General features: G+C 73.8%; 17 protein-coding genes. 8 read left to right on the forward strand and 9 right to left on the reverse strand.

What is annotated here, in order from left to right; all coding sequences use genetic code 11:
* The first annotated feature begins 102 nt into the window (after positions 1-102).
* Positions 103-1,068 (forward strand): DNA polymerase III subunit delta, encoded by a 966-nt coding sequence (gene holA / locus H6H00_RS16030; protein ID WP_255425840.1) that lies wholly within the window; start codon positions 103-105, stop codon positions 1,066-1,068.
* A 52-nt stretch (positions 1,069-1,120) separates the two neighbouring features.
* Here holA and rpsT read toward each other — a convergent pair whose 3' ends face one another.
* Complete coding sequence (gene rpsT, locus H6H00_RS16035) at positions 1,121-1,384, reverse strand: 30S ribosomal protein S20 (protein WP_185722026.1); 264 nt, start codon at positions 1,382-1,384, stop codon at positions 1,121-1,123.
* A gap of 192 nt (positions 1,385-1,576) precedes the next feature.
* On the opposite strand from rpsT, the gene H6H00_RS16040 reads away from it, so the two are divergent.
* The 3 genes from H6H00_RS16040 to H6H00_RS16050 are packed head-to-tail and all read left to right on the forward strand — an operon-like array spanning position 1,577 to position 5,108.
* Positions 1,577-3,319, forward strand: a complete 1,743-nt coding sequence (locus H6H00_RS16040) for a circularly permuted type 2 ATP-grasp protein (RefSeq protein ID WP_185722027.1) — start codon at positions 1,577-1,579, stop codon at positions 3,317-3,319.
* A complete protein-coding gene (locus H6H00_RS16045; RefSeq protein ID WP_185722488.1) occupies positions 3,319-4,263 on the forward strand; it encodes an alpha-E domain-containing protein in 945 nt (314 codons plus the stop codon). Before H6H00_RS16040 ends, H6H00_RS16045 begins: the two co-directional genes overlap by 1 nt.
* A gap of 2 nt (positions 4,264-4,265) precedes the next feature.
* Positions 4,266-5,108: a transglutaminase family protein gene (locus tag H6H00_RS16050; protein WP_185722028.1), complete on the forward strand. Its 843-nt coding sequence runs from the start codon at positions 4,266-4,268 to the stop codon at positions 5,106-5,108.
* A 9-nt stretch (positions 5,109-5,117) separates the two neighbouring features.
* On the opposite strand, the gene H6H00_RS16055 is transcribed toward H6H00_RS16050, so the two are convergent.
* Positions 5,118-6,929: a diguanylate cyclase gene (locus H6H00_RS16055; RefSeq protein ID WP_185722029.1), complete on the reverse strand. Its 1,812-nt coding sequence runs from the start codon at positions 6,927-6,929 to the stop codon at positions 5,118-5,120.
* A gap of 214 nt (positions 6,930-7,143) precedes the next feature.
* Positions 7,144-7,608, reverse strand: coding sequence for a cyanase (gene cynS / locus H6H00_RS16060; protein ID WP_185722030.1), 465 nt, complete (start codon positions 7,606-7,608; stop codon positions 7,144-7,146).
* Positions 7,609-7,734: 126 nt separating this feature from the next.
* Here cynS and lepA point away from each other — a divergent pair, with 126 nt between their 5' ends.
* Positions 7,735-9,591, forward strand: a complete 1,857-nt coding sequence (lepA, locus tag H6H00_RS16065) for a translation elongation factor 4 (protein WP_185722031.1) — start codon at positions 7,735-7,737, stop codon at positions 9,589-9,591.
* 5 nt (positions 9,592-9,596) lie between these two features.
* The gene (locus H6H00_RS16070; protein WP_185722032.1) at positions 9,597-9,971 is read left to right on the forward strand and encodes a hypothetical protein; all 375 of its coding nucleotides are present in this window, start codon (positions 9,597-9,599) and stop codon (positions 9,969-9,971) included.
* A gap of 4 nt (positions 9,972-9,975) precedes the next feature.
* Here the strand turns inward: H6H00_RS16070 and H6H00_RS16075 are convergent, their stop codons facing one another.
* Together H6H00_RS16075 and H6H00_RS16080 are read right to left on the reverse strand one after the other, a co-directional pair.
* A complete protein-coding gene (locus tag H6H00_RS16075) occupies positions 9,976-10,404 on the reverse strand; it encodes a MarR family winged helix-turn-helix transcriptional regulator (protein ID WP_185722033.1) in 429 nt (142 codons plus the stop codon).
* 137 nt (positions 10,405-10,541) lie between these two features.
* On the reverse strand, positions 10,542-11,507 hold the full coding sequence (locus H6H00_RS16080) for a zinc-binding dehydrogenase (RefSeq protein WP_185722034.1): 966 nt from the start codon (positions 11,505-11,507) through the stop codon (positions 10,542-10,544).
* 44 nt (positions 11,508-11,551) lie between these two features.
* Here H6H00_RS16080 and H6H00_RS16085 point away from each other — a divergent pair, with 44 nt between their 5' ends.
* Positions 11,552-11,716: a hypothetical protein gene (locus tag H6H00_RS16085; RefSeq protein WP_185722035.1), complete on the forward strand. Its 165-nt coding sequence runs from the start codon at positions 11,552-11,554 to the stop codon at positions 11,714-11,716.
* Here the strand turns inward: H6H00_RS16085 and H6H00_RS16090 are convergent.
* Together H6H00_RS16090 and H6H00_RS16095 are read right to left on the reverse strand one after the other, a co-directional pair.
* Positions 11,703-12,257, reverse strand: coding sequence for a GNAT family N-acetyltransferase (locus H6H00_RS16090; RefSeq protein WP_185722036.1), 555 nt, complete (start codon positions 12,255-12,257; stop codon positions 11,703-11,705). The two genes, H6H00_RS16085 and H6H00_RS16090, sit on opposite strands and share 14 nt — an antisense overlap.
* Positions 12,254-13,060 (reverse strand): NAD-dependent protein deacetylase, encoded by an 807-nt coding sequence (locus H6H00_RS16095; protein WP_185722489.1) that lies wholly within the window; start codon positions 13,058-13,060, stop codon positions 12,254-12,256. Before H6H00_RS16095 ends, H6H00_RS16090 begins: the two co-directional genes overlap by 4 nt.
* 71 nt (positions 13,061-13,131) lie before the next feature.
* On the opposite strand from H6H00_RS16095, the gene H6H00_RS16100 reads away from it, so the two are divergent.
* The gene (locus tag H6H00_RS16100; RefSeq protein WP_185722037.1) at positions 13,132-13,704 is read left to right on the forward strand and encodes a TIGR03086 family metal-binding protein; all 573 of its coding nucleotides are present in this window, start codon (positions 13,132-13,134) and stop codon (positions 13,702-13,704) included.
* A 9-nt stretch (positions 13,705-13,713) separates the two neighbouring features.
* On the opposite strand, the gene H6H00_RS16105 is transcribed toward H6H00_RS16100, so the two are convergent.
* Together H6H00_RS16105 and H6H00_RS16110 are read right to left on the reverse strand one after the other, a co-directional pair.
* Positions 13,714-14,487 carry an enoyl-CoA hydratase-related protein gene (locus tag H6H00_RS16105; RefSeq protein ID WP_185722038.1) on the reverse strand — a complete coding sequence of 258 codons (774 nt, stop codon included), beginning with the start codon at positions 14,485-14,487 and terminating at the stop codon, positions 13,714-13,716.
* Positions 14,484-16,376 carry an ABC transporter ATP-binding protein gene (locus H6H00_RS16110; RefSeq protein WP_185722039.1) on the reverse strand — a complete coding sequence of 631 codons (1,893 nt, stop codon included), beginning with the start codon at positions 16,374-16,376 and terminating at the stop codon, positions 14,484-14,486. Before H6H00_RS16110 ends, H6H00_RS16105 begins: the two co-directional genes overlap by 4 nt.
* Positions 16,377-16,428: the final 52 nt, after the last annotated feature.

Genomic DNA, 16,428 nt, shown 5'->3' on the forward strand with positions numbered 1-16,428 from the left:
TGTTCAGTTGTGCCGGTCACGTTACGACATCCGGACGCCCGATCCCAAGCCCTGCCCGCCATGTGGGAGCCGGGTCACGGGATGTCGGGGCCGTGCGCGACGATGGCGGGCGTGGCTCCCGCACCGGTCCGGCTCGTCCTCGGCGAGGAGGAGCTGCTGGTCGAACGGGCGGTCCAGGACGTCGCGGCCGAGGTGCGCGCGGCCGAACCCGGGGCCGAGCTGCGCCGCTACCGGGCCACCGAGCTGTCGCCGGTCGACCTGGCCGACGCGCTGAGCCCGTCGCTGTTCGCCGAGGCCCGCATCGTGGTCGTCGCCTCCGCGCACGAGGCGGGCAAGGAACTGGCGACGGCGGTGCTCGAGCAGGCGGCCGACGTCGCCGAGGGCATCACCCTGGTCGTCACGCACGCCGGCGGCGCCCGCAACAAGGCCCTCGCCGACACCTTGAAGGCGAAGGGGGCCGCGGTCACCCGGTGCGACAAGGTCACCCGCCACGAGGAGCGGGCCGACTTCGTCCGCTCCGAGATCCGCCGGGCGGGCGGGAAGATCGCCCCCGACGCGGTGGGCGTGCTCATCGAGGCCGTCGGCTCCGACCTGCGGGAGCTCGCGTCGGCCGCGGGCCAGCTGGTGGCCGACACCGGTGGCGTCGTCGACGAGAAGGCGGTGCGCCGCTACCACCGCGGCCGGGCCGAGACCACCGGGTTCGCCGTGGCCGACAAGGTGGTGGCCGGTGACCGCGCGGGGGCGCTGGAGGCGCTGCGCTGGGCACTCGTGCTGGGCGTGCCGCCGGTGCTGGTCTCCGACGCGCTGTCCGACGCGGTGCGCACGCTGGCGAAGGTCGGGTCGGCCGGGCGCGGCGACCCCAACCGGCTCGCCGGGGCGCTGGGCATGCCGCCGTGGAAGGTGCGCCGGGCCCAGGGGCAGGTGCGGTCCTGGCGGCCCGAGGCCATCGCCGACGCCGTGGCCCTCACCGCGCAGCTCAACGCCGACGTCAAGGGCGCCTCCCCGGAGCCCGCCTACGCCCTGGAGCGCGCGGTCCTGCTGCTCTGCGCCGCGCGCGGCATCCGCTGACACGACGAACGGCGCCGCCCCGAGGGGCGACGCCGTTCGCGACGTGCGGTGATCAGGCGGCGGAGCTGACCTTCTTGGCCATCGCCGACTTGCGGTTGGCCGCCTGGTTCTTGTGGATGACGCCCTTGCTGGCGGCCTTGTCCAGCGCCTTGCTGGCGGCCCGCTGCAGCTCGACGGCCTTCTCGGTCTCCCCCGCGGCCGCGGCCTCGCGGAAGCGGCGCACCGCGGTGCGGACGGCGGACTTGACCGACTTGTTGCGCTGGCGCGCCTTCTCGTTGGTCTTGACCCGCTTGATCTGGGACTTGATGTTCGCCACGCGATTCGCCTCGAGCTCTCTGCCGCTGATGTCTGTCTACGCTGTGGATCTGCCCAGGCGGCATAGACACAACTGAACACGCCGGGCACTCGATCGTCCATGCTACAGCCGGGAGGGGGCCGGCCCGACAGCGGCCCGCGTTACCTGGCCGTTGCACGCCGCAGTGGCTCTCGCCCGCCACCGTGGGTGAGGATGACGCCCGACGGCCGCCCCCCGCGGCCGGTGGCGAGGAGGACCGTGACCCGAGCACCCGAGCGCCGCCGGACCGAGCCCGACAGCCCGGATCCGGCCGAGGAGGGCTCCGCGCTCTTCGACGGCTACCTGGAACCCGACCGACCCTACGCCGGGGCGTTCGACGAGATGTTCCACGCCGACGGCCGGGTCCGGTCGCACTACCGCGCCCTGCACGACGCGATCGCGCCCACGGCGGCCGCCGACCTCGCCGTGCGGTCCGAGGCGCTGGACCGCGCCTACGTCGACCAGGGCATCACGTTCTCGCTGTCGGGCCAGGAGCGCCCGTTCCCGCTCGACATCGTGCCGCGCGTGATCAGCGCGGGGGAGTGGGGACGGCTGCAGAAGGGGATCGTGCAGCGCGTCCAGGCGCTGGAGGCGTTCCTCGCCGACATCTACGGCGACGCCGAGATCGTCCGCGACGAGGTGCTGCCCCGGCGGCTGATCACCAGCTGCGAGCACTACCACCGCGCCGCGCACGCGCTGAACCCGCCGAACGGCGTGCGCATCCACGTCGCCGGGATCGACCTGGTCCGCGACGAGGCCGGCACGTTCCGGGTGCTGGAGGACAACCTCCGCAACCCCTCCGGCGTGTCCTACGTGATGGAGAACCGCCGCACGATGGCGCGGGTGTTCCCCGACCTGTTCAGCCGCCAGCGGGTGCGCGCGGTCGGCGACTACTCCACCCACCTGCTGCGGGCCCTGCGCTCGGCGGCCGCGGCCAACGAGGCCGACCCGACGGTCGTCGTGCTCACCCCGGGGGTGTTCAACTCCGCCTACTTCGAGCACTCGCTGCTCGCGCGGCAGATGGGCGTCGAGCTCGTCGAGGGGCGCGACCTGTTCTGCCGCGACAACGTCGTCTACATGCGCACGACCGAGGGCGAGCAGCAGGTCGACGTCATCTACCGCCGCATCGACGACGAGTTCCTCGACCCGCTGCAGTTCAAGCCGGGCTCGGTGCTCGGCGTCGCGGGCGTGATGAACGCGGCGCGCGCGGGCAACGTGGTGATCGCGAACGCCGTGGGCAACGGGGTCGGCGACGACAAGCTCGTCTACACCTACGTGCCCGAGATGATCTCCTACTACCTGGGCGAGAAACCGCTGCTGCCCAACGTCGACACCTTCCGCTGCTGGCTCGACGACGAGTGCGGGCACGTCCTCGACCGCCTCGACGAGCTGGTCCTCAAGCCCGTCGAGGGCTCCGGCGGGTACGGGATCCTGTTCGGCCCCAACGCCTCGCGGGCCCAGCTCGCGGCCGCGCGCAAGGACATCCGCGCCGACCCGCGCGGCTGGATCGCGCAGCCGGTCGTGCAGCTCTCGACCGTGCCGACGAAGGTCGACGACCGGCTGGTGCCGCGCCACGTCGACCTGCGGCCGTTCGCGGTCAACGACGGCGACGGCGTGTTCGTGCTCCCCGGCGGCCTGACCCGCGTCGCGCTGCCGAAGGGGAGCCTGGTCGTCAACTCCAGCCAGGGCGGGGGCAGCAAGGACACCTGGGTCCTCGCCGCGCAGCGCTCGCCCGAGGCCGAGCGGGAGCTGGGCCAGCGCGGGCTGGCGATGGCCTCGCCCGCCGGGTCGCCCGCCGCCGAGCACGGCCCCGAGTTGACGATCGGCCAGCAGCAGCAACAACAACAGCAACAGCAGGGGGAGGACGCGTCGGGGATGGAAGGGTCGACGAAGGAGACCCGGGGCGGGTGGGGCTAGTGCTCGCCCGCAACGCGGAGTCGCTGTACTGGATCGGCCGCTACGTCGAGCGCGCCGACGACACGGCCCGGATCCTCGACGTCTCGGTCCACCAGCTCCTGGAGGACGCCACCGTCGACGCCGACACCACCGCCCGCACGCTGCTCGCGGTGCTCGGCGTCGAGGCGCCGGAGGGCGACCCGCTCGACGCGTGGTCGCTCACCGAGCTCGTCGGGTACTCGGCCGACCAGGCCGGGTCGATCGTCGCGTCGGTGTCGAGCGCGCGGGAGAACGCCCGCGGGGCGCGCGAGGTCGTCTCGTCGGAGATGTGGGAGTGCCTCAACGCCACCTGGAACGCCCTGCCGGAGCGCCAGCGCTACGCCCGGTGGGTCGGCCCGCACGCCTTCTTCTCCTACGTCGAGGACCGCGCGGCGATGTTCTCCGGGCTGGCGGCCTCGACGATGAGCCGCGACGACAGCTGGCGGTTCTACCTGCTCGGCCGCTCCGTGGAGCGCGTCGACATGGTCGTCCGGCTGCTGCTCTCGCGGGTGTCGGACCGCATGTCGTCCCCCGGCTGGCTGACGGTCCTGCGGAGCGCGGGGGCCGCCGACACCTACCTGCGCACCTACCGCGGGGCCCTCGACGCCACGCGCGTCGTGCAGTTCCTGCTGATGGACAAGCTGTTCCCGCGGTCGGTGTTCCACGCGCTGCGCCAGGCCGAGACGTGCCTGGCCGACCTGGACAACCGCCCGACGTCCCGGATCGGGGCCAAGGCCGAGGCGCTGCGCCTGCTCGGGCGGGCCCGCTCGGAGCTGGAGTTCCTGCGACCCGAGGAGCTCCTCGACGACCTGCCGGCCCAGCTCATGGGCCTGCAGGAGACCATCCGCGACGTCGGCGAGGCCGTGTCGCTGCAGTACTTCCACGCCGCGCCCTGGGTCGCGTGGACCGCACCGGAGGTGTCGTAGACATGGGTTGGCGCATCCGGGTCGTGCACGAGACGGGCTACCGCTACGCCGCGCCCGTCCACGAGTCCTACAACGAGGTGCGGCTCACCCCGCGCAGCGACAACCGGCAGAACGTGATCGTCAGCCGGGTCGAGACCGTCCCCCCGACGCGGTCCTACCGCTACTCCGACTACTGGGGCACCACCGTCACCGCGTTCGACCTGCACGCCCCGCACACCGAGCTGGCCGTCACCGCCACCTCGGTCGTCGAGACCGCCGACGCCGTCGCGCCCGCGCGGTCGGCCACGTGGGAGGAGCTGGCCGGGGAACCGGTGCGCGACCGGTTCACCGAGACGCTCGAGTTCACCGACTACGTCGTGCGCAACCGCGACCTGGGCCGGGCGGCGAAGGCGCTCAAGCGCGGCAAGGACCCGGCCGACGCCGTGCTGGCCGCGTGCCGCTGGGTGCGCGAGCACCTGACCTACCAGGCCGGCACCACCGGCGTGCACACCAACGCGGTCGAGGCGTGGGAGACGCGCAAGGGGGTGTGCCAGGACTTCGCGCACCTCACGCTGCTGCTGCTGCGCGAGATGGGCATCCCGGCCCGCTACGTGTCCGGGTACCTGCTGCCGCGCGCGGAGACCGAGGTGCGGCAGACCGTCACCGGGGAGAGCCACGCCTGGATCGAGGCCTGGACCGGCGGGTGGTGGGGCTACGACCCCACCAACGACATCGAGATCGCGCACCGCCACGTGTGGGTCGCGGTGGGCCGCGACTACTCCGACGTCCCGCCGCTCAAGGGCATCTACTCCGGCGGCACGGCGGCGGCGCTGGACGTCAGCGTCGACATGACGCGGCTGGCCTGACGCCGGGCGTCAGAGGGAGGCGACCTTCCGGAGCCGGCCGGTGCGCTCGACGGGACCCGCCGGCATGTCGCCGGTGGGCACCGCCCCGATGACGACGGAGTTGCCGCCCTGGTGCTTGGCCCGGTACATCGCGGCGTCGGCCCCGGCGAGCGCGGCGGACGGGTCGGCGTCGAGCGGGGCCCGCACCACCCCGACCGACATCGTGACGCCCGCGGCGACGTCCTCGGGCAGCGCGGCGACGGACTCGGCGGCGCGGACGAGCGCGGCGCGCGCCACCGGCAGCGGCGTGGCCGGCATGACGACGACGAACTCGTCGCCGCCGTAGCGCGCGACCATGTCGGGGGCCCGCAGCGCGGTGCGCAGGCACGACGCGACGGCGCGCAGGACGCGGTCGCCCGCCGCGTGCGACCGGGCGTCGTTGACGTCCTTGAACCGGTCGAGGTCGATCAGCGCCACGATGCACGGCTGGCTCGTCGGGGCCGCGATCTCCTCGGCGAGGCGCAGGTCCAGCGCACGGCGGTTGGGCAGGCCGGTGAGCGGGTCCTGCAGCGCCTGCGCGGCCACGGCGCCGTGCTCGCGGGTGAGGCGGTGGTGCTCGGAGTGGCTGCGCAGCGCCACCAGCCGGGCTTCGCGCAGCGCCCACAGCTCGTCCTCGAGCGCGGCGGCGTAGTGCTCCAGGCCGGGGGAGCGGGGCACGCCCCCGCGGGCGGCCCCCTCGACCTTCGCGAACTCGCGGTGCAGGGCCAGCGCGAGCAGCGGCTCGGGGCCGTCGCGGTCGGCCAGCTCGGCGCGCAGCGGCTCCAGCGCCCGCACGGCGTCGTGCGGCCGGCCGGCCGTCATGTGGCAGCGGGAGGCGGCGATCGCCAGCAGGATGCGGTCGTCGAGGAGGAAGGCCGCGCGGCCGAGGTGGGCGAGGCGCGAGAGGTGCTGCGGACCGGGGTGGTGCATCGCGTACGCGGTGCCCACGACGATGCACTCGTCGACGGGGGGCAGGCCGGCGCCGACGTGCCGGTCGCGCGCGTCGGTCCACAGCCGCTCCGCGATGTGCGCGATCTGGGCGGCGGCGACGAACCGGGTGGCGGCCGCGGCGTCGCGCCCGCCGCGCTCCAGGCGCAGGGCCCAGGACAGCTGCAGCCGCACGCGGTTGAGCTGGTGGATGAGCCGGTCGATCGGGCCGCTGCCGGACTCCGCGACGGTGACGGCGCGCTGCGACACCTCGTCGGCCAGCTCGTGCGCGCCCAGCTTCAGCAGGACCAGCAGCAGCCCGTTGAGCGTGCGCGACATCCGCGCGCTGCGCACGACCCCCTGCTCGCCGGGGCCGGGCGGCGCGACGTCGGCGAGGATCGCCAGTGCCGCGGCCGTGTCGGGTAGCGCGGCGTCGCCGTGGTCGAAGATGACGGCCCGGTGCGCCCGCAGCACGGCGACCTCGGCGAGCCAGCACGCGTCGCCGCTGAGCTCGGCCAGCTCGCCGTAGGCGTTCAGCAGGCCGTCGATCTCGACGAGGTTGGCCGCGTCCTCGTCCATGACGCGCACCAGCACCGCCATCCGCAGCAGCTCGGCGACCAGCGCCGAGGGACCGCGACCGCGGGCGTGGGCGAGCAGCCCGTCGATGCCCCGGCGGGCGGCCGCCCGGCCGGCGGGCGGGGCCTTCTGCTGCCAGACGAACATGCCGCGCGCGCGGGCCTCGAGGGCCTGGTCGTCGAGCAGGTGGGCCACGGCGGGGCAGTCGCACTCGGGGGCGCCGGCGATCAGGCTGCAGCCCGGGAAGTCGGCGCGCCCGGACCCGGGTACCGGCTGGGGCCGCACACCCGGAGAGGTCATGGTCGCGCCCCCTCGATGACCGGCCGGGAACCGCTCGTCCGCACCGGGCTGGGGCCCCGGCGTGCTCTGGGGGCGAGTTCCCGGCGGCCTCACTCCCGAGTGACGCGGCCATGGTCGCACGTGCAGGCGCACATGCAACAGGCCGGTCGGGTCATCCACGACAATGTCGTGCGCAGCGTGATCGGCGGGCTACGAGCCGTGTCGGAACACCGGTTCACCAGCTCCGGTACGGCAGGAACTTCCCGTTCAGGGTGATCACGACGCGGTCGCCCTTCGGGTCCTCGACCCGGCGGAGGTCCATCTCGAAGTCGATGGCCGAGACGATGCCGTCGCCGAACTCCTCCCGGACGAGCTCGCTGATCGTGCGGCCGTAGACCTGCACCATCTCCTGGAGCCGGTATACGATCGGCTCCGAGGTGTCGACGACGTGCGCCCCGCGCACGGGCGGCAGCTCCAGCGCCTCGACGACCGGCGCGTCGAGTTCGAGCGCCGAGCCGAGCGCGGCGGCCTGCTCGGCGGTGAGCGGGTGCTGGCCCAGCAGCGCGGCGGTGGTCCACTCGGTGGACCGGTCGATCGCCCTCCCGAGGTCGGCCCAGGCGAGGCCGGTGCGGCGCTTGGCGGCGAGCACGGCGGTGGCGGCCTGGAGGCGGTCGAGCGGCGGGATCGGCGTGATGCTCATGGAGCCGGAGTCTCCGCGGCCGCACCGCGCATCGGCAACCGGGGATCGCGAGCGGACCCGGGTGGCCGACCGGGCCCCCGCGCCGTGGGACGATGGACGGGAACCCGCAGCTGAATGGAACCGTGAGTGGCCTCGTACGCCGACAAGACCTTCACCCCGCCGGAGCTGATCCGGAACTTCTGCATCATCGCCCACATCGACCACGGCAAGTCGACGCTGGCCGACCGCATGCTGCAGATCACCGGCGTGGTGGAGGAGCGCGCGATGCGTGCGCAGTACCTCGACCGCATGGACATCGAGCGGGAGCGCGGCATCACGATCAAGGCGCAGAACGTGCGCCTGCCGTGGAAGGTCGCCCAGCCGGACGGCACCGTCGCCGAGCACGTCCTGCACATGATCGACACCCCCGGCCACGTCGACTTCACCTACGAGGTGAGCCGGGCGCTGGAGGCGTGCGAGGGCGCGGTGCTGCTCGTCGACGCCGCGCAGGGCATCGAGGCGCAGACCCTGGCCAACCTCTACCTGGCCATGGAGAAGGACCTCACGATCATCCCGGTCCTCAACAAGATCGACCTGCCGGCCGCCGACCCCGACCGCTACGCCAAGGAGATCGCGCACATCGTCGGCTGCGACCCCGACGACGTGCTGCGCGTGTCGGCGAAGACGGGCCTCGGGGTCCGCGAGCTGCTCGACGAGGTCGTCCGGGTCACCCCGGCCCCGGTCGGCGAGGCCGACGCCCCGGCCCGCGCGATGATCTTCGACTCGGTCTACGACACGTACCGCGGCGTCATCACCTACATCCGCGTCGTCGACGGGAAGATCACCCCGCGCGAGCGGATCAGGATGATGTCGACGGGCGCCACGCACGAGATCCTGGAGATCGGCGTCGTCTCGCCGGAGCCCAAGCCGACCGTCGGGCTCGGCGTCGGCGAGGTGGGCTACCTGATCACCGGCGTGAAGGACGTCCGCCAGTCGAAGGTCGGCGACACCGTCACCTCGCTGCGCAAGGGCGCCACGGAACCGCTCACGGGCTACCGCGAGCCGCGGCCGATGGTCTACTCCGGGCTCTACCCCGTCGACGGCTCGCAGTACCCGGAGCTGCGCGAGGCCCTGGACAAGCTCCAGCTCAACGACGCCGCGCTCACCTACGAGCCGGAGACGTCCGCGGCGCTGGGCTTCGGCTTCCGCTGCGGCTTCCTCGGCCTGCTGCACCTGGAGATCACTCGCGACCGGCTCGAGCGCGAGGCCGGGCTCGACCTGATCTCCACCGCGCCCAACGTCGTCTACCGGGTGGTGAAGGACGACGCCACCGAGATGACGGTGACGAACCCGTCGGACTGGCCGACCGGCAAGGTCGCGCAGATCTTCGAGCCCGTCGTCAAGGTGACGATCCTGGCGCCGTCGGAGTTCATCGGCGCGATCATGGAGCTGTGCCAGACCCGGCGCGGCAACCTGGGCGGCATGGACTACCTGTCCGAGACCCGCGTCGAGCTGCGCTACACGATGCCGCTCGCCGAGATCATCTTCGACTTCTTCGACGCCCTGAAGTCGCGCACCCGCGGCTACGCCAGCCTCGACTACGAGGAGGCGGGCGAGCAGGAGTCGGAGCTGGTCAAGGTCGACATCATGCTGCAGGGGGAGCCGGTCGACGCGTTCTCGGCGATCCGGCACAAGGACGACGCCTACTCCTACGGCACCCTGATGACCACGAAGCTGCGCGAGCTGATCCCGCGCCAGCAGTTCGAGGTGCCCATCCAGGCGGCGATCGGGTCGCGGATCATCGCGCGGGAGAACATCCGCGCGATCCGCAAGGACGTCCTCGCCAAGTGCTACGGCGGCGACATCACCCGCAAGCGCAAGCTGCTGGAGAAGCAGAAGGAGGGCAAGAAGCGCATGAAGACCATCGGCCGGGTCGAGGTGCCGCAGGAGGCCTTCGTCGCCGCTCTGTCCACCGACTCCACCGCGGACAAGCCGAAGAAGTAGGGGCCGTGACGTTCCGGGACCCCAACGCCGTGGGCGCCGTGGTGCTCGTGGCGGTGTTCGTCGTCGGGCTGCTGGCGGGGCTCGCGAAGCAGCGGGTCGCGCTGCTGCTGGTGGGGCTCGTCGCCGTCGTCGTGCTGGGGCTCGTGGTCGCCGGCGTCACCGGGCTCGACCCGGCCGGCCCGCGCGACGCCGTGGCCGCGCGGCTGACCGCCGTCTACGCGGCGGTGGTGCCGCCCGCGATCGCGTTCGTCGCGGGCTGGCTGGTGACCCGCGGCACGTGGTTCCGCCGGGCACTGACCGCGGGGGTGGCGGTGCTGGTGCTGGCGGCGTTCCCCTACGCGGCGGCCGGGGCGGCCACCGCGGGGGCGCTCGTCCCCTAGGGCGTCAGCCGGGGCGCTGGATGGCCAGGGGCTGGGTGGCGAGGGCCTCGAGCAGCTCGGCGAGCTGGGCGCGCTCGGGGGTGTGGGAGGCCCCCAGCGCGTCGCCCGCGCCGCGCTCGACGCGGCCGCAGACCCGCTCGACCACCGCGCGCCCGTCGCCGGCCAGATGGACCAGCACCCGGCGCCGGTCGATCGGGTCGGTGCGCCGGAACGCGAGCTGGCCGGCGACCAGCCGGTCGACGACGCGGGTGGCCGTGGGGGCCGGGAGCGCGGTGTGCGAGGCGATCTCACCCATGCTCCGGCCGCCGCCGCGGGCGAGCATGAGGAGCACCCGCCAGCCGTCGCGGCTGACCCCTTCCGCCGAGGTGGCCGGGGACAGCGCGGTGGCGACCGCGCGGTCCAACCGGTCCAGCAGCTCGACCAGACCTGTCACTGGTGGCGCCGGGGCGTACACCGTCCCCGGCGCCATTCGACTTCGTGGCTCAGACACGGTGACAGACTGTACGTCCAGTTCCGGTGCACGTGCAGCCGAGTGTGCAGAATGCCTCCATTCGGCCCTGTGCCCCGGTGTCAGCGCGTGAACACGATCTTGCCCGATGTGGAGCCGTCGAGCATCGCCCGGAAGCCCTCCTCGGCCTTCTCCATCGGCAGCTCCAGGCCGATCTCCGGGCTGATGCCGGCGTTCGCGATGAACGACAGCATGTCGGCCAGCTCCTCGCGCGTGCCCATCGTCGAGCCGACGACGCGCAGCTGCAGGAAGAACAGTCGCTGCAGGTCGGCGGGGGGGTTGGGGCCGCTGGTGGAGCCGGAGATGACGATGATGCCGCCGGGCTTGAGCGCGCGCATCGAGTGCGACCAGGTGGCCTCGCCGACGGTCTCGAACACGGCGTCGACCTTGCCGGGCAGGCGCTCGCCGGACGGGAACACCGCGTGCGCGCCGAGCCGCTCGGCGACCGCGCGCTTGTCCTCCGTGCGTCCGGTCACCCAGACCTCCATCCCGGCCGCCCGGCCGAGCTGGATCAGGGCGGTGGACACCCCGCCGGACGCGCCCTGCACCAGCATCCGCTGCCCCGGGCGCAGCCCGGACTTGGTGAAGATCATGCGGTAGGCGGTGAGCCACGCGGTGCCCATGCAGGCGGCCTGGACGAGCGAGAGTCCCTCGGGCTTGGGGATCGCGTTGCGCGCGGGGACGATCACGGTGTCGGCGAAGCTGCCCTGGTGCTTCTCGGTGAGCAGCGTGCGCTTCGGGTCGAGCGTCTCGTCGCCGGACCAGTCGGGGTCGCCGATCACGGAGTGCAGGACGACCTCGCTGCCGTCGGGCAGCGTGCCCGCGCCGTCGCAGCCGAGGATCATCGGGAACTGGTCCGGCTTGATCCCGACGCCGCGCAGCGTCCAGATGTCGTGCATGTTGAGACTGGCGGCCCGGACACGGACCGTGACCCAGCCTTCGGGGGCCTCGGGCTCCGGGCGCTCACCCACGGTGAGCGAGGAGAGCGGAGCATCGGCGTTGGGCTCTGCTGCGTAGACGGCGAACATGGGTGCGAACCTAGCGGTGAGGGCGCGTCGGTACCGTGTGGGACGTGACACGTGCGGTGGCCGACTGGTACGACGCGGTGGAGCTGTGGGTCACCCAGCTCGCGTTCCCGCTGCAGGTCGTCCTCGCGGTGGTCGTGGTGCTCCCGCTGTGCCTGCTCGTGGCGGTCGCACTCGATCGGGTGTCGGAGCGGCTGGTCAGCCGCCGCTGAGCGGCGGCAGCCCGCGGTCGCGGCGCAGCAGCGCGTAGAGCGACACGTCGTGGAACGCGCCGTCCTCGTGGAAGTGGTCGTGCAGCGTGCCCTCCAGCCGGAACCCCAGCCGCTCCAGCATCGCCGTCGACGCCGTGTTCTCCGCGTCGGTGTGCGCCTCGACCTTGTTCAGCGCCAACGCGTCGAAGCCCCACGCGAGCACGGCCCGCAGCGCCTCGGACATGATCCCGCGGCCCCACAGGTGCCGCGCGAGGTCGTAGCCCAGGCCCGCGCGGTGCGCCTCGCGGGTGACATGGTGGAAGCCGGGCAGCCCGACCACGGTGTCGTCGCCGCGCAGGGTGAGTCCCCAGTGGACGCTGCCGGTGGCGTCGTGGTCGTCGGCCAGCCGCGCGATCAGGGCGTCGGCCTGGTCGGGGGAGGTCAGGTGGGGGTCGTTGTGCTTCTGCGCGTCGGCGTCGCCGCGGAACCGGTAGAGCGCCGGGGCGTCGGACGGGCGGAGCTCCCTGAGCACCAGCCGCTCGGTCTCCAGGCGGGGGATCATGCCGCCGCGGTGACCAGTGCGGGCAGCACGTCGGAGCATCCGGCGTCGACGAGGACGGTGGCGAACTCGTCGCCGCGGGTCGTGCCCCGGTTGACGATGACGACCGGCACGCCGAGCTTGTGCGCGTGCCGGACGAACCGCAGCCCGGACATGACGGTGAGGGAGGACCCCGCGACCAGCAGCGCCCCGCCCGACGGCGCCATCGCGTCGACGAGGGCGTAGGCGCGGGTGACGCGGTCGCGGGGCACGTTCTCCCCGAAGAACACGACGTCGGGCTTGAGGACGCCGCCGCACGCGGTGCACCAGGCCAGCTCGAACCCGTCGACGAGGGCGGGGTCGAGCTCGGCGTCGCCGTCCGGGCGGATCTCCACGGCGGCGTCGGCGAAGCCGGGGTTGAGCGCGGCGAACCGCTCCTGCAGCGCCGCCCGCGGCGTGCGGCGGGTGCAGCCGAGGCACACGACGGTGTCGATGCGGCCGTGCAGGTCGATGACCGCGCGGTGCCCGGCGTCGGAGTGCAGGCCGTCGACGTTCTGGGTGATCAGCCCGTGCAGCACGCCCGCGCCCTCGAGCGCGGCCAGCGCCCGGTGCCCGGCGTTGGGCGCGGCGTGCGCCATCCGGGCCCAGCCGACGTGGCTGCGGGCCCAGTACCGGCGCTGGGCGTCCTCGCCGGTGACGAACTCCTGGTAGGTCATCGGGGTGCGGTCGGGCGAGCCGGGGCCGCGGTAGTCGGGGATGCCGGAGTCGGTGGACAGCCCCGCGCCGGTCAGCGCCACCAGCGGGCGGTCGGCCAGCACGTCGAACATGTCCACGGATCCAGCGTAACCGTGTCGGGTTCGTCCAAGACGCCGTCGGCGGTCCGCGGCAGGATCGTCCCATGGCGAACGACATGAGCAGCACCATCGACCTGGCCGTCGCCGCGATCCGCGGCGCCGACCCCGCCCGCTTCGGCGACCCCACGCCGTGCCCGGAGTTCACGGTGGCCGCCCTGATCGACCACATGGCGTCGGGCATGCTGCTCGCCGAGCGCTCGGCGAAGCGCGAGGTCCACGCGTGGGACCCCGACAGCTCCCCGGTGCTCGGCGGTGTCGACGAGAAGGACTGGGCGCAGGCGTGCGCCGCGCAGGCGGCCGCCACCGCCGCCGCGTGGGACGACCCGGCGGCGTGGGAGGGCGACACGCACATGGCGCAGACCCCGATGCCCGCCGCGATGATCGGCTCCCTGATGACCGCCGAGTTCGCGCTGCACGCCTGGGACCTCGCCGTCGCCACCGGCCAGCCGCTCGACGTGACGCCGGAGATCGGGCAGGCGGTGCTCGACGGCGTCACGCCCGTGGCGCAGATGGGCCGCGACGGCGGCTGGTTCGGCGCCGAGGTGCCGGTGCCGGACGGGGCGAGCGCGTGGGAGAGGGCCCTCGCGGCGTCCGGCCGGGACCCGGCGCGCGCCTGACGGCCGTCGTCAGTCGGCCGCGGCCCAGGCGGGCCTGCGCTTCTCCGCGAACGCCCGCATGCCCTCCTGGCCCTCCTCGCCCGCGAAGAAGCCGGCGGAGAGCTCCTGCATCTCGGCGAACTGGTCCGCCATCCCCGACGGGCGCTCCGCTCGCAGCATCCGCTTGGTGGCGGCAAGCGCGCCGGGGGCGCCGAGGCGCAGCATCTCCGCGTAGCGGGCGACCTCGGCGTCGAGGCCGTCGGCGGGCACCGCGGAGTTGACCAGCCCGACGGTCACGGCGCGCGCGGCGTCGAACGTCTCGCCGGTGAGGAACAGCTCGTGCGCGGCGCGGGGCAGCAGCCGCGGCAGCACCGTCACCGAGATGACGGCGGGCACGACGCCGATCCGGACCTCGCTGAACGCGAACGTGGCGTCGGCGGCGGCCACGGCGATGTCGCACGCCGAGACCAGGCCGACCCCGCCCGCGCGGGCCGGCCCGGCGATGCGGGCGACGACCGGCTTCGGGGAGTTCCAGACCGTGGTGAGGATCGCCGGCACCTCGTTGACGCCCTGGTCCGAGGCGCCCGCGCCGCGGGTCTCCTTGAGGTCCATGCCGGAGCAGAACACCCGCCCGGTGTGGCTCAGCACGATCACGCGGGCCGCGTCGTCGGACAGGGCGGCGTCGAGGTGGGCCAGCAGCTCGCGGCGCAGCTGCGCCGACAGCGCGTTGCGGTTGGCGGGGGAGTCCAGGGTGATCGTCGCGATCCCGGCCTCGACGTCGAGGTGCACCAACTCTGAGGTCATGTCGGGACGGTATCGGCATAGGCGCGGGCCTGGAGCGAGAACAGCTCGTGGTACGTGCCACGCCGGGCCATGAGGTCGTCGTGGCGGCCGTGCTCGACCAGCCGGCCGTGCTCCAGCACGAGGATCTGGTCGGCGAAGCGGACGTTGGCCAGGCGGTGGGTGACGAGCACGGTGATCCGCTCCGTGCCCGTGCCGGTGCGACCGTGCAGGGTGTCGAACACGGCGTGCTCGGCCCGGGCGTCGAGCGCGGCGGTGGGCTCGTCGGCGACGACGAACGGGGCGTCCCGGTAGAGGCCGCGGGCCACCGCCATCCGCTGCCACTGCCCGCCGGACAGGTCGCGGCCGGTCTGGAACTGCGTGGACAGCACCGTCGGCCAGCCCGCGGGCAGCGACCCGACCACGACGTCGGCGCCCGAGTGCAGGGCGGCGTCGTCGCGGGCGGCGCCGGTGGGGTCGGCGCGGTCGAGCCGGCCGATGCGCACATTGTTCTCCGCCGACATCGGCCAGTGCACGGGCTCCTGCAGCACGACGGCGATCCGGGACAGGGCGTCGGCGGCGCGGCCGACCTCCACCCCGTCCCACTGCACCGAGCCCCGCTCCGGCACGTAGAGCCCGACCATCAGCTTGGCCAGCGTCGACTTGCCCGACCCGTTCTCGCCGACGAGCGCGACGACCTCGCCGCGGCGCACGGTGACGCTCACCCCGTCGACGGCGGGCGCGTCGGCGCCGGGGTAGCGGAACGTGACCTCGGAGAGCGTGACGACGTGCGGGCCGTCGTCCAGCGTGGCGTCGGCCGGGGCGCGGCGGCGGGTGGCGGCGTCGGCGAGGCACGCGCGGTAGAGCTCGACGTAGTACCCGGAGTCGACGAGCTGGTTGCTCTCGGAGACCGTGGCCGAGACCGCCTGCGCCGCCATCCGCATCGCCAGCGCGGCCGCCCCGGCGAGCGCGAGCGGGATCGCGCCGGCGTAGACGAGCCCGCCGAGCAGCGCGTACGCGAGCGCGGTGCCGACGCCGGACAGCGTGCGCCCGAGCAGCTGGATGCGGGTCTGCCGGTACCCCAGGCGCACCGCCTCCGCGGTGAGCTGCCCCGCGATCCGCCGGTGCTCGGCCAGCAGGACGTCCTCGGTGGTGAACGCCCGCAGCTCGGCGGCGTTGGCGCGGGTGGTGATGACGTCGCCGGTGACGTCGAGCCGGCGCCACCGGGAGATCATCCGCACGAACGACGCGTAGCTCTCCCGCGCCGACTGCAGGCTGGCCCACGCCTGCGGTGCCGCCGCGAGCAGCACCACCGGGGCCAGCAGCGGGTGCAGGACCCCGGCGGTGACCACCGCGGCCGCCATCGAGACCAGGGAGGCGAGCAGGTCGCCGGTGATCCGGACGCCCATCCGGATCCGGCCGATGCTCTGCTGGGCGACGCGGTCGACCAGCTCGGTGAAGTCGGCGTCGTCGAAGGCGACGAGGTCCAGCGCGAGCACGGCGGCGTGCAGGTCGTCCTGGGCCCGCTGCTCGACGCGCGGCACGAGCGCGGCCTGCACCGTGGCGACCGCCGCGTCGAGGAGCCCGCGCGCGGAGTACGCCAGCGCGACCAGGCCGAGCGCGGGCAGCGTCGCCACCACCCGTTCCGGGGTCGGCCCCTGTTCGAGCAGCGAGGTGAAGACGTTGGCGGTGGCGAGCAGCCCGAACGCGGTGACCGCCCCGGCCAGGAGCTGCACGGCGCCGGTCAGCAGCGTCAGCCCCGGCGAGGTCCGCCAGGACCACCGGACGAGCTGGGCCGCCGTGCGCGGCGTGGCCCGGAGCATCGCCCGCACCCCCGACTGCGCGACCGACGCCGCCCCCGCGGCCCACGGCGGGGGCTTGACGTCGTCGATCCCGATCAGCGGTTCCGTCATCCCCGAGACCCCCCACGCAGCCGAACGCTCCATCGTCCACGACGGAGGCGAT

The sequence above is a fragment of the Pseudonocardia petroleophila genome (assembly GCF_014235185.1).
GTDB lineage: Bacteria > Actinomycetota > Actinomycetes > Mycobacteriales > Pseudonocardiaceae > Pseudonocardia > Pseudonocardia petroleophila.